Genomic DNA, 13,347 nt, shown 5'->3' with positions numbered 1-13,347 from the left:
TACCGGCGCATAAAGATAAGCACACACCCTTCGGTCAGCAGTCGCTCTGGGAGCGTCGCGAGGAGAGGTCGCCAAGAATCGCGAGGCCGAAACGCAGGCCGCGCATTCCAAACAGGTAGGCTAGACTGCCGTATGTAGCCAGCATTGCAACGGCAGCCATTGGCAATGCCAACACGGGCGTCAAGTCCAGCAACAGCTGGAGGCCGGTCGCGAATCCGCCCGCGGCAATTGCCAGGAGAACGCTTGGGGCGTAATCAACCACTTGCTCCCAAGACGTATATCCCAGTAGACGCTTCGAACAATAACTGTTTGGCAGAAACGAGAGGAATGAGTTGATCACCTGCCCTACCAAAACACCCATGACACCCCAGCGCAAAGAAACCAACAATACTCCCACGGCCATACACTTCTTGACGACCCCGACCCAGAAAACGAGGTCAGCACGTCTCTTAACCTTCATGATATTGATGTTTACCGCGTGCAGCGGGTAGAGCAACCCGGCAAGAATCGTAAGTTGCAGGTAAGGTGATGCCGAGAGCCAACGCTCCGGCAGAATGACTTCGACAAACAATGGCGCCAAGACCACCACCGCAATCACCAGAGGCGCAAAAAGGAAAGCACTCGTCGCTACGATATCGCGGTAGCCTTGCTTTAGTCGGGCATCGTCGTTCTGCAGGCTGGAAAGAGCCGGGTAGGTTACGGACTGGATCGCGGCAACTAATTGATCCAGCAAAAGGTTTCGAACCCGCTCGGCAAAAAAATATAGGCCGGCCACCTCGGGAGCATAGAGCCTTGTTATCACTATGACATACATATGCCTGAAGGGGACATTGAGGATACGTGCGAGAAGCAGGAAACCACTAAAGGCAAAAATTTCGCGGAAATCCTGCCAGTGAAACTTGAGTTGCGGCCGCCAGTCACTGACGCGCCAGTACAACGCAGCCTGCAAGGCCGCTTGCAATACGATCTGGAACACAAGCGCCCACACGCCGAATCCCAGCATCGCCAGCAGAATGGCTATCAGTCCCGAGCAAAAAGCCGCGGGAAACGACACACGCATTTGCACTCGGAAATTCATCTTGCGAACCAGCTGTGCCCGATGCACCGCGGACAGGGCATAGAACAGCGTCGCCAGCGCACCCACCGGCAAGAGGCGCACGAGGCTCGGCTGTCGAAAGAATTCCGCCAGAAACGGTGCGGCGGCACACAGCCCTGCATACATCGCAACCGCCGCAACGAGATTGCAGACAAAGACCGTATTGAGGACGGAAGTACTACAAGCTCGCATACGGATCAGCGCATCAGTCATTCCTCCATCGACAATCACGTTGACGAAAGCCAGGCAGACGCTGACAACAGCAATTAGCGCGAAACTCTCGGGAACGACGAACCACGCGAGCACTAGGGTGACCAGCACCCCCACCCCTCTGAACACAGCACGCTCGAGCAGGCTCCAGGCCACGCCGACAGTGGTTTTCTGTCGTAGTTGGGCGGCCACTACCAGTCGATCTCGCCGATCGCAGCGACCAGTTCCGCGTTGGGCAGTGCGTAGTATCGCTCAAGGAATCGGGCGTCTGCTTCCGCCATACGAGCTGGATATCGACGTGCGTTCCTCGGAGCGAGGTCGAGATCAATCTCCGGCCAACCCTCAAGGCCAACAAACCTGGCCACGCGCTCCAGGGCGACTAGTGGCTGCACTACCAGTTCGCGAAAACCGAGGATCAGCATCTGCTCTCGGGGGATGAAAGCCCAGTACTTCTGCAATTGCTCAAAGTACAGGCCTCTGCGTAGCAGCGAGGGCTCCAGCCCCTCACCCTGTGCGATCATCTCCAGCTCGACATCCAGACACTCGCGAAAGCCTGGAAAGCACTCCCGGCCGATAAATAGCTTCTCGTAGAGCAGGTTGTCGGGCATACGATACCGACTCCTGGCCCGGGCGCGATACCCGCCGCTTTCGAACAGCTCACGTAAATGATTCCAGGCAGAGTAAGCGCGCGCCGCCGGCTCGCGCAGGACTACGATCAACCGGATATCCGGATACGCCCCGGCGATTCTACCGGCTGCCTGGGGTGAGTAGAGGTAATCCGGTGTCGACTCGAAGAAGATACTGCCGGCCGGGCCGCGCATATCGCGACAGTACCTACCCAGGCTATGCATCTCGAATCGCCGGGAGTTGAAATAGCGCAGTTCCTTGGGACTGGAACCACACAGACGCGGATGTTGGCTGAGATAACTGTGCAGTGATGAAGTCCCTGCCTTTTGCGCACCGATCACCATAAACTGCGGACTGTTTCCCCGCTGGAAGATGCCAAGTGCGCCAAGCAGGCGGTGCAGCAAGCCGGGGCGTGAGGAGATCAAGAGTTACCACCCCATGTCGATCTGGCACCAAAGAGGCAGCGCTTCCAGGCTCCCGAATTCACACTCAAGGCCTAAGACTCCAAATCGAGCCGGGAATAGGCTTCGCGCAGTCTTTCCCGCATCTCCACCGGGACATCCTCGCTGTGCGAAACAGCAAGCCGCTCCGGCAACTGGCCAGGCGTTTCCAAAGTGACATCGAGCTCTCGGTAGGACCGGCGCAACTCCGCGATGACATCCGCAGGTGCACGGCAAATCGACTCATAATCCACGACCAACTGTAGGTTTTCCGGCACTACACGCAAGCCGCTCCTTATAGCGCGCTCGGTATAGTACACCTGCCCGGCTATCTGCTCCTCGACACACAGGTGCCTGAGGTGCTCATACTGGGCTGGCTTCACTGACCACCACTGTCGTTCGTCGCCGTAATACCGCATCCGTGCACGCAGTATCGAACACATGACATCCACAGGATCACGACGGATATACACATAGAATACCGGTGGCAGAAGAGCCTGGAAATGCGAAAGATTGAACTGCAGCATAAGCGCCTTGAGCGCCACCGGTTGGATAAATACCGACTCGATAGCAGCGATACCGCGCAGAAGACCCTCGATATCTACAGCCTGCAGTGCTCCGGCATCCAGCTCGGCGATATCACCTGCGGGGAAAAAACGTCGCCAGAAATGGTAGAACTCGTTGACGTTCAACGGACCACGGGTCGAACCCAGCACCGAATGCCCGCCCTCCCCGCCCGCGGCACCACCAAGCTGGCCGCGGTAGTCGAACTCCGGGTTAAACAGGAGTTGCTGGATCAACGAACCGAGGTAGGGCGCGTAGGCGAACCGGGCCAGGACATTGGTCGGCACCGCAAACCCGCCAGACTGCTGCAACAGACTCATAAGCAGGGTCGTGCCACTCCTGGGATTCCCGAGCACCATTAGCGGTGGGAATTTTGGGGCCTGCAGATTCGCACTGGCCAGAGCATCCACCGGGCCGAGCTGGCGGGCAAGCTCCGCAAGCAACATATTGAGGCGCGGATTTTCAGCGAACTCGGGAGACCGCTCAAGTGAGGCGAATGGGGTTGAGGTTTTGTCACCTGCCACACGCAACTCCCCACCCAATGCGCCCGTCTGAACCCAATACCCAAGCAGGCGATCCGCTACCAGCCCCTTTCCGATTTCCCTGCCGAGACACGCCACCCTCGCTGCACTCAACCACACACCACCTCTATGACCTTCAACAATTCGTCCACCTGCTGCGCGGACATTCGCTGGTCAACCGGCAGATAAATGATATGCCTCGCCAGTTTTTCCTCCTGCCCACCAACACCCAGAGCGGGGCACTCGGGCCAGTAGCGCGGCAGGTATATATGCCTTGCATGGAATTGGCGATAGAAATCCGTAACGTCATGCTCAAGCATGAGTGGGTAGCACAGTGGTGCAGGTATCGCGAGGTCGACAGGGAGACGGTTAACATCGCACAGGGCTGCGTGCAAACGGTTGAAGTTGTTGGTACGCGAGCTAGCCACGAAGCTCATATCCACCGAGCTCAGTAGGCGCCTGGCGATCATAGACATCGCCCTGGGTTCGAAATCATCCAGGGCTGCTTCCGCACGCTGGTAACTACGATATCCCGCCTCGGTCTCCCCAGCGGCGCGCAACAACAGATGTGCCAGATGCTCGTGGGCAGAAAACGCGGTATCAGGGCAAGGCACTGCGGCCTCGGTGTACAGGAATCCCCCATCGGTAACACCGAGGAATTTCCGCGGTGAATATATTGTGGCAGCGACGCCTGGCAGAGGGGGGGAAAAAAGGGCCTGTGCATTATCGAGAATGACCGCGGATCGGGGCACCTGCGGACAGGCCGTAGCCAGGCGCGTTCCGAGCAACCCGAAATAATTCACCAACAGCAGGCGCTCGTCGGTTTCGATACAAAGCGTCTCCTCCGGCAGCATTTCCTCGCCCAACCGGTAGTAGACAATCTCGATACCCAGTTGCCGGATCGCCGGCAGGATGCTGGGACATATAAAATAGGGTATATGCAACCTGCGGGGTCTGCTCGTACGCAGGTAGGCATGAAGGCATGCCCTGGCAGACTGAAATGCCATGGCATCTCGGTGCACCTGGTCGCCGAACTCCGGCAGTTCCAGTTCGAAGTAACCGCCTAATTGCATAGTGTTGTTGATCGTATGAATAGAGCGAGATGGCCAAGGAGCGCATCTCGGCACCAGCGGTCCAGCAGGCGCTGCCTGACCCTGCGTTTGCGCAAAATGATAGCGTGGTCGCCAACACTTTTATATGCAAACTACCAAAAAAATCGTTAAATATCCCCACACATTGCAGCCTCTGTCGGCATATCCCAGTACAATGACGCGACCTCGGCGTATCTGAAAGCCACACCGACCGGACGCTGTGCGATAGCCAATTTCAGACCAGACCATAAGATCTCGGAACAGGAAAACGACCGGCATGAAGGCCATGACCATCGGTATTAGCCCGGAGTACAACTACCCCGGGGCCTACGATAAATGGCGCCAGGACAACACCTACTTCGCGAGCAATTTCGGCGGCTCCCTGATTACCAGGGCGATCATGCGGGAATTCGACGCGGATTACGTCGATGACTTCTCCGATATGGCAGCGCTGAAGAATCGCTATGACACATGCATTATGGCGTTCGCCACACACGCGCACGCTACACGCAGCGTACAGCGCTATGCCGATATCGTCGAAAAGTTGCAGATGAAAGTTATCGTCGTTTCCTTGGGCTTGTCAGACTACGTACAGCCCGGCGAAGAGAACTACCCGCTCCACACATCAGTCTGTCGCATTCTGGATATCGCGGCTGAGAGCTCTACCTGGATAGGTGTGCGCGGCCCCTACACCGCTTCAGTCCTTCACCGCAACGGCTACAAGGACGTACTGCCGATCGGCTGTCCGACAATTTACTGGAATCTGGGCCGCGATTTCCCTATTGCCGACAAGGTCGGGCCGGTCCACAAACCGCTGGTGGTCTATCACAAAACACTGGCTGTCGACCCGGCCGCTCTGCTCCAGGGCATGCCATTGCTCGGACAGGACTTCCAGGACCAAGCAATCTTTACAGATGACCTCGGTGAAGATACCCGACTGCTTGAAATGGAGCGCAAGTTTTACGACACACTAGAGGATGGCAAGAGTGCCCTTGCCGCAGTACGCGACCGGGGTATCTTCCCGGCGGGCTTTGACGACTGGTTCAATACCATCGGCGGGCACGATTTTGTTTTTGGACCGAGGCTTCACGGATGCATCGCCGCGCTTATCCAGGGTGTTCCCGCAGTGCTCGCCTACCGGGATCTACGCACACGCGAGATGATCGAGGTGTTCAACTTCCCCTCGGTAACATACGACACCCTTGCCTCGCACACCCTGACATCCCTAGCCTCGTCGGTTAATTTCGCCCGCTTCCGTAAAACCTACGCCGAACGCTACGATAATTACTGTGCGTTCATCTCGGAAAATGGGCTTGATTCACGGCTGATCCCGGCGAGTAAACACAGCTACCGCTACCTAACTGCAGACCAGTGTACGTTCAACTTTCTTGCCCAATCGTCTCGCCAGCCCCTGCGAGAGCAGGCGCGCTCCCGCCGGAGCAAGCTGCGCAGGTTGATCCACAGGCTGCGCTGAGCCAGTCGGTGCCCGACGATAGACCACTACAATCGGGGCGCACCACGGCCGGACGAGACCCCGCGCCCAGCCTGAAAGCCCTGAACCACCGACCCCTGTAACGTGAACAAGTCGCTGGTCAGTATCATCATCCCCGCTTACAACTACGGGCATTTTATCGAGCAGGCGGTAGACAGCGCCCTTGCCCAGAGTTGGCCGCACACCGAGGTGGTCGTGGTCGACGACGGCTCTACCGACGACACCGCTGACAGGGTGGACGCCTATGGCGCAAGGGTGCGCTACTACCGACAGGAAAATGCCGGCCTGCCGGCGGCCCGCAACGCAGGGATGGACCTGGCTCGCGGCGACTACCTGCAGTTCCTCGACGCGGATGACTGGCTCGACCCACGCTGCATAGAGCGTAAGATCGACGCCCTGGAGGCAAATCCGCAAGCAGTCTTCTGCTGCTGCCGCACCCACCTGAAAATGACCACCGGCTCGCTGACACAACGCCTGCGTCACCGACTACTCGCTGGCTGGACACTCCCTGAGGCGGAGGAACTGGAGGCCGCCCTGTGCTTTGCCAATATCGCCCCTCCACATGCGTGGCTGGTACGCGCCGATGCGGCCAGGAACGTTGGATTGCGTTTCGACACTACCCTGAAAGCCTGCGAGGACTACGATTTCTGGCTCAGGCTACTAGCACACTACGGGCCGCCATGCCCGGCCGCAGATGCATTTGTACACTACCGGGTTCACGACGGAAGCATGTCGGGCAACCGGCCCAACCAACTGGCCCATGACCTGCGCATGCTGGAACTCGTCGCGACCGTCATCGAGGCAAGACACCCCGTACCGTCCCGAGCCAGGTTTGACTGTCTCCAGGCTCAGCTCTGCGCGAGCCTCCGACTGGCTGACCTGTTGCAGCCATTGGCGAGTGACCAAGTAATGACAGCGCTGGGAAACGACATCGACAAACTGGTGGGCGAACTCCACGGCTGCGCGGAGCAGCGCGACGGGCGGGTTCATTTCTACACGGGTGACGCGCGTATCTTCCTCGCCCGAATGTCCGCTAAAGTCAGCGGCTACGTGTCGACACCAGCGCCGGAGATTTCCCGACTACTGGCATGCGGCCAATTCGCTTCAGCGCAGTACCTGACGCAGAAATTACGTACCCGCCAGTTTCCGCGGTATTTCCTGCGGCTCTTCTACCGGGACCTGCAACTCGCGTTTGCCGGGCTGCGCTAGCGGAGCGCCCCATGGTACCGCCATATGCCATCGTCTCCAGTGAGCCTGCAGTTGCGTGCCGGTTGTGTGTCCGAATATACCCAGACCAAGTAGACATGGTCCATCCTGCACTCATGCGACCAGGCGAAACTCCTGCAATCGCTCTCGCAACTCATCGGGCGGTACCCACATCATCACATCGATCATGGAAAGGTTCGGTACGAATTCAATGCCGCCCTGCGCGTAGGGCCTGATTTGTGGTTCCAGGAATTGCAGCTCTACGCCCTGCCGGGCGAACGCATCGGCGGAGTATAGGCCAACCCCCCCAATTGGATTAATGTAGCCGGAGGCACCCTGTGCCCCGCAGATCGCGATGACCTTGTCCTGTGCCCGCAAAGTGTGATCCACGGGTATCGTGGAAGAGGTCACCAACCGCGTCTCGATGCCTATGAAACTGCATACGGCGCGAATGCACTCGCGCAGGAAGACGAACAGGTTAGAGGTTGAACTGCGCAGGCAGTCCTCCAGCATCGGGAATACAGCTGAAAACTGGGGCGCTGCGCGGTAACTCGCCGCAATGCGGCGCAACATTTTTTCACGCTCTTGCACAAAACTCTCCGCAATTTCCCGCCGCACAACATCCAGGTAATCCGAGTCTTTCTTCAACGGCAGCGAAACATAGACGGGCGCGCCATTCATAAGGATCCGGTTGCGGTGAATCCACCCTTTTTTGGTGAACTGTATATTGTCGTAGAGCACGAATTCATCAACGTAATTCAACAGCTGGAAGTAGCCCAGGTAAGGAAAAAAATAAGGCTGCATGATTCCCAGCTTCACGCCGGATTCTCTGCAAGCACCCGAAACACCGCAGCCACCGTCTCGACCACCGTTTCATCAACCATTCCACCGGCAGGCATCACTAGGACACGGGCGGCAATATCTTCCGTCTCTGGCAGTAGAAGCCCGGCGTGGGGAAACAGGCTCCGGTAGGGTTGCATGCGATGGCAACCCGGCCAGAAGTACCGACGAGCGCGAATATTCTCTGCGTGCAGCGCCTCTAGGCAAGCATCGCGACTGCTGGGGAAGCGGGCGTCGAGTTCGACGACCACGTACTGGTAGTTGTTGCTCTCCGCGTCGTTATACTCCAGCACCGACAACCCGGGTATCCGCTGCAACGCTGATCGGTAGGATTCATAGGTGAGTCGATTCACCCGCTTGCGCTCTTCCAGGTAATCGAGATTGACCAACCCCATCGCCGCACAGATCTCGCTCATCTTGCCGTTGGTTCCCGGATGGATGACGTTGTCCATGCCCGAGAAACCGAAGTTGCGCATCAGGCGCATCTTGTCTGCCAGGACGACATCATTGGTCAGGACAGCGCCGCCCTCGAAGCTGTTGAAGTACTTTGTGGCATGGAAGGAGAGTACCTCGCAGGCCCCGAAACTGCCGATCATCTGGCCCTTGTAGGAACAGCCAAACGCGTGCGCGGCGTCGAACATCAGGTGCAGACCGTGCTCGTCGGCGATGGCCTGTAACTCGTCTACCGGCGCGGCACGTCCCCAGAGGTGCACGCCAATGATGGCGGAGGTGCGCGGTGTGAGCATGCGTCGCACTGCCGCGGGATCAAGCAAGTGTGTCGCGGGGTCGATGTCAGCGAACACAGGGGTAATTTCCTGCCAGTGCAGTGCGTGCGCGGTTGCAATGAAGGTATAGGAAGGAACGATGACCTCGCCGCCCAGTTCCAGGGCGCGAATCGCGATTTCCAGCGCGATAGTGCCGTTGGTCATGGCCACGCAGTGCTCGACACAGTGGTGCTCGGCGACGCGGCGCTCCAGTTCCTGCACCAGCGGACCGTCGTTGGTCAGCCAGTTCCTCTCGTAGATGCCATCGACATATTTATCGAAGGCCTCGCGCGGGCCGACCCAGGGACGCCCGACGTGCAGCATCTCGGGAAAAGCCGGCGGAGCGCCGTTGATGGCGAGGTCGCCGGCCGACTTTATCGACTTCATACAGGTTCCAAATTCGACTACCATTGCCCCAGTTTTATCAGCATCCAGGCTTGCGGCCACGCCCCCCGCCCCAGAGGATCACTGCATGAGTACAGGCAAAAAAAAGGCTGAAAGCCCGAGCCCCGATTTCCAATCTACCATGGAATCCATCGAGAAACTGCTGGAAAAATTGGAAAACACGGAAACCCCCCTTGAGGATTCTCTGGCGAGTTTCGAACAGGGAATCACCCTGATTCGCCGCGCCCAGGCACAGCTGACGGACGCCGAACAACAGGTCAAACTGCTGGTGGAAAACGGCGACGAACCGCGTGCAACACCCTTCGACGAAACCGAGGAACCGTAGTGAGCCCGGAGCTTGCGCGCTTCCTGCAGGACTGCGAACAGGACTTTCAACAGGCGCTTCCCGCCCTGTGCCAACCGCCGGGCAGCGACTGTCCCGCGGTACCCGGGGGGCTGGCCGAAGCGGGCGCCTACTCGCTGGGCAATGGCGGCAAACGCATCCGCCCGGTGTTGTGCCACGCGGCCGCGGCCGCACTCGGTGCCGCTGACCGCACACGCTCCGCCGCGCCCGCCCACGCCCTGGAACTGATCCACACCTACTCGCTGATCCACGACGACCTGCCGGCGATGGACGACGACGACCTGCGCCGCGGCCAACCCAGCCTGCACCGGGCCTACGACGAGGCCACCGCCATCCTGGTGGGCGACGGCCTGCAGGCGCGCGCCTTCGAGGTCATCGCCGGGAGCGATGTGCTGGATGCAGCGCAGAAGGTCGCGATGATCGGCGTACTGGCCCGGGCGTCGGGGATGCAGGGCATGGTCGGGGGCCAGTACATCGACATACATGCCACCGGCACGGACATGGACCTGGCCGCACTCCAGGCGATGCACCAGCTGAAAACCGGGGCGCTGATCCGCGCCGCCCTCGCCCTCGGCGGCATCGCCGCCGGCGCCAGCGAGGCGCAGCTGCGCGCCCTGGACGACTACGGGCGGCACATCGGGCTCGCCTTCCAGGTGGTCGATGACATTCTCGATGTCGACGGCGACCCCTCGGCACTGGGCAAGACCGGCGGCAAGGACGCGGCCGCGAACAAGCCGACCTACGTGAAACTGCTGGGGCTGGACGGCGCCAGGCAGGAGGCACAACAGCTGCTGCAGGCGGCGCTCACCGCGCTGGAGACGTTCGGCGCTTCTGCCGACCGGCTGCGCGAACTGGCGCGGTACATCGTGGAACGTGACCGCTGAAACAAATCCCTATCTCTGACGCAAGACGCTAGCGCTGAAGCTGGATAAGAGTGCGAGCGCTGGAGCAGCGCGCGCAGGGTGTCAGCCGAACAGGTGCCCCAGCTTGCCCGCCTTGGTGCGCAGGTATTTCTCGTTGTGCGGATTGCTGTGGGTGTGCAGCGGGATGCGCTCGACCACCTTTACCCCCAACTCCTCCAGCGCCTGCACCTTGCGCGGGTTGTTGGTCATCAGGCGCACCGAGTCGATGGCCAGGTGGTCGAACATGGGCTTGAGGATGCTGTAGTCGCGCATGTCGGCGCCGAAGCCGAGGCGTTCGTTGGCCTCCACCGTGTCGGCGCCCGCATCCTGCAGCTTGTAGGCGCGGATCTTGTTGAGCAGGCCGATACCGCGACCCTCCTGGCGCAGGTAGAACAGGGCGCCGCGGCCCTCGGCGGCGATCGCCTCCAGGGCTGCCTGCAACTGGTTGCCACAGTCGCAGCGCATGCTGAACAGGGCGTCACCGGTCAGGCACTCGGAATGCACCCGGGCCAACACGGGTTCGCCATTGCCGACATCACCCATGGTGAGCACCACATGCTCCTTGTTGGCTTGCGCGTCTTCAAAGCCGTGCATGTCGAACTCGCCCCAGGCGGTGGGCAGGCTAGCGGAGTCTACGAAGCGTACAGTCAAGAAAAATTCATCCGTAGCGGGGGCGCGTATTCTAACAGTTTTGCAGCGCGCGGGGCGAGCGCCGCTACTGTGTGCGAAACAGGGTCATAACACCCTGCTTTTCCTCCATTTTGACGTGACGCAGGTAGGTCATGCCAAGAAGAATGGTGACCGGGAAGCGGCCCTCCATAACACCGGCCTCGACGTTGTGGACGACGATGCCGCCGACATCCACCGAACGCAGGCTCACGCGCCAGGCGCGCGCCATGCCCGAGGCCGTTTCCACCTGGGTGGGTTCGGCATTGGCGAGATCGACGCCGAGATGGCGCGCATCGGCCTCGTTCATGGCCACCAGGTTGGCGCCGGTATCCACCAGTACCATGACGTCGCGCCCGTTGATCGCGGCCCGGGTCTGGTATTGCAGGGCATTGTCGCGGCGGATGACTACCGACTGTAGTTCGGGCTCCGCATACGCGGTGCCGACGACCTGGGACAGGCGCAATTGCATGCGCTCGCCTTCCACTTCGACATCGGCCACCTCCGGTGTCGCCGCGTGCAGGCGCACGCCGCGGAACTCGTCGCCGGCGCGCATCAGCTTGCGCTCCCCGTCCACCGAGATGATCGCGGCGCCGGGCAGCAGGCCCTGGACCACCACCCGCGGCCCGGCCGCGGCCAGGGACGCCAGCAGACAGGCGGCGACCAGCGCGAGGACGCGCAGGCCGTTGCGCTTTGGCGCGCTGTGCAAAGAACTGTTCATGACAACCATCCCTGTAGCAGGTGCAGGCAGGCGCAGGCGAATACGCCGGCGACGATATCGTCCAGCATGATCCCGGCGCCGCCGGAGACCCTGCGGTCAAGGTAGCTGATCGGCCAGGGCTTGGCGATATCGAACAGGCGAAACAGCACGAATCCCACCAGCATCCAGGTCCAGTGCACGGGCATCGCCCACAGCGTGATCCAGTAGCCGACGAACTCGTCCCAGACGATGCCCGGGTGATCGTGGACGCCCAACTCGCGACTGGCGCGGTGGCAGACCAGCACGCCGAGGCCGGTGAGCAGGACCAGCGCAATGCTGTAGCCGGGCAAGCCGAGCTGGGCGAGCAGCAGGTACAACGGCACGGCGGCTACGGTGCCCGCGGTACCCGGTGCCCGTGGCGACAGGCCGGAACCGAAGCCGAAGGCCAGCAGCTGCGCGGGCGAGCGGCGCAGGTCCGGGCGCGGCCCGCGGCGGGCCTGTTCGCTAAGCTCAGAAATGCTCGAAGCCACCGCTGCCCTCCAGGTCGATTCCCGCATCGACGCCCTCGCCCGCCACCACCTCGCCGATACGCGTGCATCCGGCGGGGAGCGCGCTGCCCGGAGGCAGGGTGAAGCAAAGCTCATAATCGTCGCCGCCGGACAGTGCCCAGCGCAACACCCGCTCGCGCTCCGCGTGTCCGGCCAGGGCCGGCGACAGCGGCAGCAATTCCGGCTGGATGCGCAGGCCGACGCCGCTGGCCGCGGCGATATGCCCGGCGTCCGCCAGCAGGCCATCGGAGATGTCGATACAGGCGCTGGCCACACCGAGCAGTTCCCGCCCCAGGGCCAGGCGGGCGCGCGGGCGCAGGTAGCACTCGAGCAGCGCTTCCTCGAACCCCTCCGGCGGGGTGAAATCGCCCTGCAGCACCGCCAGCGCCGCGGCGCCATCGCCGAGGGTCCCGGATACACACAGCGCATCCCCTGGGCTGGCGCCTGAGCGCAGCAGCGCGCTGTCCAGCGGCAGCGCACCCATCACCTGCACGCAGATCGCCAGCGGCCCGCGCGTGGTGTCGCCACCGACCAATGGGAGTGAGAACTCACTTACCGCCTGGGCCACGCCCTGGCTGAAGGAGTGAAGCCAGAGCTGGTCCGAGTCAGGGAGTGTCAGGGCCACGGTCATGGCCAGCGGGCGGGCGCCCATGGCGGCGAGGTCCGAGGCCGCCACCGCCACCGCGCGAAAGCCCAGATCCTCCGGGAACATGTCCTCGGGGAAATGCACGCCCTCGACCACGGTATCCACCGACACCGCCAGGCGCTCCCCCGGCTCCAGCCGCAGCAGCGCACAGTCGTCACCCACGGACAGGTCCACGCCAGGCCCGTGGCCCAGCGCCGAGAAATATCGGTAAATCAGCTCGAACTCGCCCACGGACATCTTTCAGGACAGGGGTCAGGCGAAAAGGGGTCAGAGCCCTTTTTTTTGA

14 protein-coding genes are annotated in these 13,347 nt (G+C 61.0%); 4 read left to right on the top strand and 10 right to left on the bottom strand.

Features of this window, described 5'->3' with window-relative positions:
* Positions 1–34: 34 nt before the first annotated feature.
* The 4 genes from E4634_RS01905 to E4634_RS01890 all read right to left on the bottom strand — a co-directional run bounded on the left by E4634_RS01905 (position 35) and on the right by E4634_RS01890 (position 4,531).
* Positions 35–1,498: a lipopolysaccharide biosynthesis protein gene (locus tag E4634_RS01905; protein WP_167854723.1), complete on the bottom strand. Its 1,464-nt coding sequence runs from the start codon at positions 1,496–1,498 to the stop codon at positions 35–37.
* A complete protein-coding gene (locus tag E4634_RS01900) occupies positions 1,498–2,358 on the bottom strand; it encodes a sulfotransferase domain-containing protein (protein WP_135440916.1) in 861 nt (286 codons plus the stop codon). The genes E4634_RS01905 and E4634_RS01900 overlap by 1 nt, the downstream gene beginning before the upstream one ends.
* 71 nt (positions 2,359–2,429) lie before the next feature.
* A complete protein-coding gene (locus E4634_RS01895; protein WP_135440915.1) occupies positions 2,430–3,461 on the bottom strand; it encodes a sulfotransferase domain-containing protein in 1,032 nt (343 codons plus the stop codon).
* Between the two features lie 107 nt (positions 3,462–3,568).
* Positions 3,569–4,531, bottom strand: a complete 963-nt coding sequence (locus E4634_RS01890) for a hypothetical protein (protein ID WP_135440914.1) — start codon at positions 4,529–4,531, stop codon at positions 3,569–3,571.
* Positions 4,532–4,826: 295 nt separating this feature from the next.
* Here E4634_RS01890 and E4634_RS01885 point away from each other — a divergent pair, with 295 nt between their 5' ends.
* Together E4634_RS01885 and E4634_RS01880 are read left to right on the top strand one after the other, a co-directional pair.
* Positions 4,827–6,023 carry a polysaccharide pyruvyl transferase family protein gene (locus E4634_RS01885; RefSeq protein WP_135440913.1) on the top strand — a complete coding sequence of 399 codons (1,197 nt, stop codon included), beginning with the start codon at positions 4,827–4,829 and terminating at the stop codon, positions 6,021–6,023.
* Positions 6,024–6,125: 102 nt separating this feature from the next.
* The gene (locus E4634_RS01880; protein WP_135440912.1) at positions 6,126–7,250 is read left to right on the top strand and encodes a glycosyltransferase family 2 protein; all 1,125 of its coding nucleotides are present in this window, start codon (positions 6,126–6,128) and stop codon (positions 7,248–7,250) included.
* Positions 7,251–7,361: 111 nt separating this feature from the next.
* Here the strand turns inward: E4634_RS01880 and E4634_RS01875 are convergent, their stop codons facing one another.
* Together E4634_RS01875 and E4634_RS01870 are read right to left on the bottom strand one after the other, a co-directional pair.
* Positions 7,362–8,066, bottom strand: coding sequence for a WbqC family protein (locus E4634_RS01875; protein WP_206046766.1), 705 nt, complete (start codon positions 8,064–8,066; stop codon positions 7,362–7,364).
* Positions 8,063–9,238, bottom strand: coding sequence for a DegT/DnrJ/EryC1/StrS family aminotransferase (locus E4634_RS01870; RefSeq protein WP_135440911.1), 1,176 nt, complete (start codon positions 9,236–9,238; stop codon positions 8,063–8,065). The genes E4634_RS01875 and E4634_RS01870 overlap by 4 nt, the downstream gene beginning before the upstream one ends.
* A gap of 85 nt (positions 9,239–9,323) precedes the next feature.
* On the opposite strand from E4634_RS01870, the gene xseB reads away from it, so the two are divergent.
* The gene (gene xseB, locus E4634_RS01865) at positions 9,324–9,581 is read left to right on the top strand and encodes an exodeoxyribonuclease VII small subunit (protein WP_135440910.1); all 258 of its coding nucleotides are present in this window, start codon (positions 9,324–9,326) and stop codon (positions 9,579–9,581) included.
* Positions 9,581–10,483, top strand: a complete 903-nt coding sequence (locus E4634_RS01860; protein ID WP_135440909.1) for a polyprenyl synthetase family protein — start codon at positions 9,581–9,583, stop codon at positions 10,481–10,483. The genes xseB and E4634_RS01860 overlap by 1 nt, the downstream gene beginning before the upstream one ends.
* A gap of 81 nt (positions 10,484–10,564) precedes the next feature.
* Here E4634_RS01860 and ribA read toward each other — a convergent pair whose 3' ends face one another.
* From ribA to thiL, 4 genes are all read right to left on the bottom strand, one after another.
* Complete coding sequence (gene ribA, locus E4634_RS01855) at positions 10,565–11,152, bottom strand: GTP cyclohydrolase II (RefSeq protein ID WP_135440908.1); 588 nt, start codon at positions 11,150–11,152, stop codon at positions 10,565–10,567.
* Positions 11,153–11,216: 64 nt separating this feature from the next.
* Positions 11,217–11,888 (bottom strand): retropepsin-like aspartic protease family protein, encoded by a 672-nt coding sequence (locus E4634_RS01850; protein ID WP_167854722.1) that lies wholly within the window; start codon positions 11,886–11,888, stop codon positions 11,217–11,219.
* The gene (locus E4634_RS01845; RefSeq protein WP_434783490.1) at positions 11,885–12,397 is read right to left on the bottom strand and encodes a phosphatidylglycerophosphatase A family protein; all 513 of its coding nucleotides are present in this window, start codon (positions 12,395–12,397) and stop codon (positions 11,885–11,887) included. The genes E4634_RS01850 and E4634_RS01845 overlap by 4 nt, the downstream gene beginning before the upstream one ends.
* Positions 12,378–13,298, bottom strand: coding sequence for a thiamine-phosphate kinase (thiL, locus tag E4634_RS01840; protein WP_206046765.1), 921 nt, complete (start codon positions 13,296–13,298; stop codon positions 12,378–12,380). Before thiL ends, E4634_RS01845 begins: the two co-directional genes overlap by 20 nt.
* Positions 13,299–13,347: the final 49 nt, after the last annotated feature.

The sequence above is a fragment of the Mangrovimicrobium sediminis genome (assembly GCF_004745945.1).
Classification (GTDB): domain Bacteria; phylum Pseudomonadota; class Gammaproteobacteria; order Pseudomonadales; family Halieaceae; genus Mangrovimicrobium; species Mangrovimicrobium sediminis.
Note: the sequence above shows the minus strand (reverse complement) of the source record. Positions and strands in the feature narration are given on the sequence as shown.

What these genes read in the sequence shown, in the direction of transcription:
- E4634_RS01890 (WP_135440914.1), bottom strand. Translation starts at nt 4,531, where the DNA reads ATGCAATTAGGCGGTTACTTCGAACTGGAACTGCCGGAGTTCGGCGAC.
- E4634_RS01870 (WP_135440911.1), bottom strand. Translation starts at nt 9,238, where the DNA reads ATGAAGTCGATAAAGTCGGCCGGCGACCTCGCCATCAACGGCGCTCCG.
- thiL (WP_206046765.1), bottom strand. Translation starts at nt 13,298, where the DNA reads ATGTCCGTGGGCGAGTTCGAGCTGATTTACCGATATTTCTCGGCGCTG.
- xseB (WP_135440910.1), top strand. Translation starts at nt 9,324, where the DNA reads ATGAGTACAGGCAAAAAAAAGGCTGAAAGCCCGAGCCCCGATTTCCAA.
- E4634_RS01885 (WP_135440913.1), top strand. Translation starts at nt 4,827, where the DNA reads ATGAAGGCCATGACCATCGGTATTAGCCCGGAGTACAACTACCCCGGG.
- E4634_RS01850 (WP_167854722.1), bottom strand. Translation starts at nt 11,888, where the DNA reads ATGAACAGTTCTTTGCACAGCGCGCCAAAGCGCAACGGCCTGCGCGTC.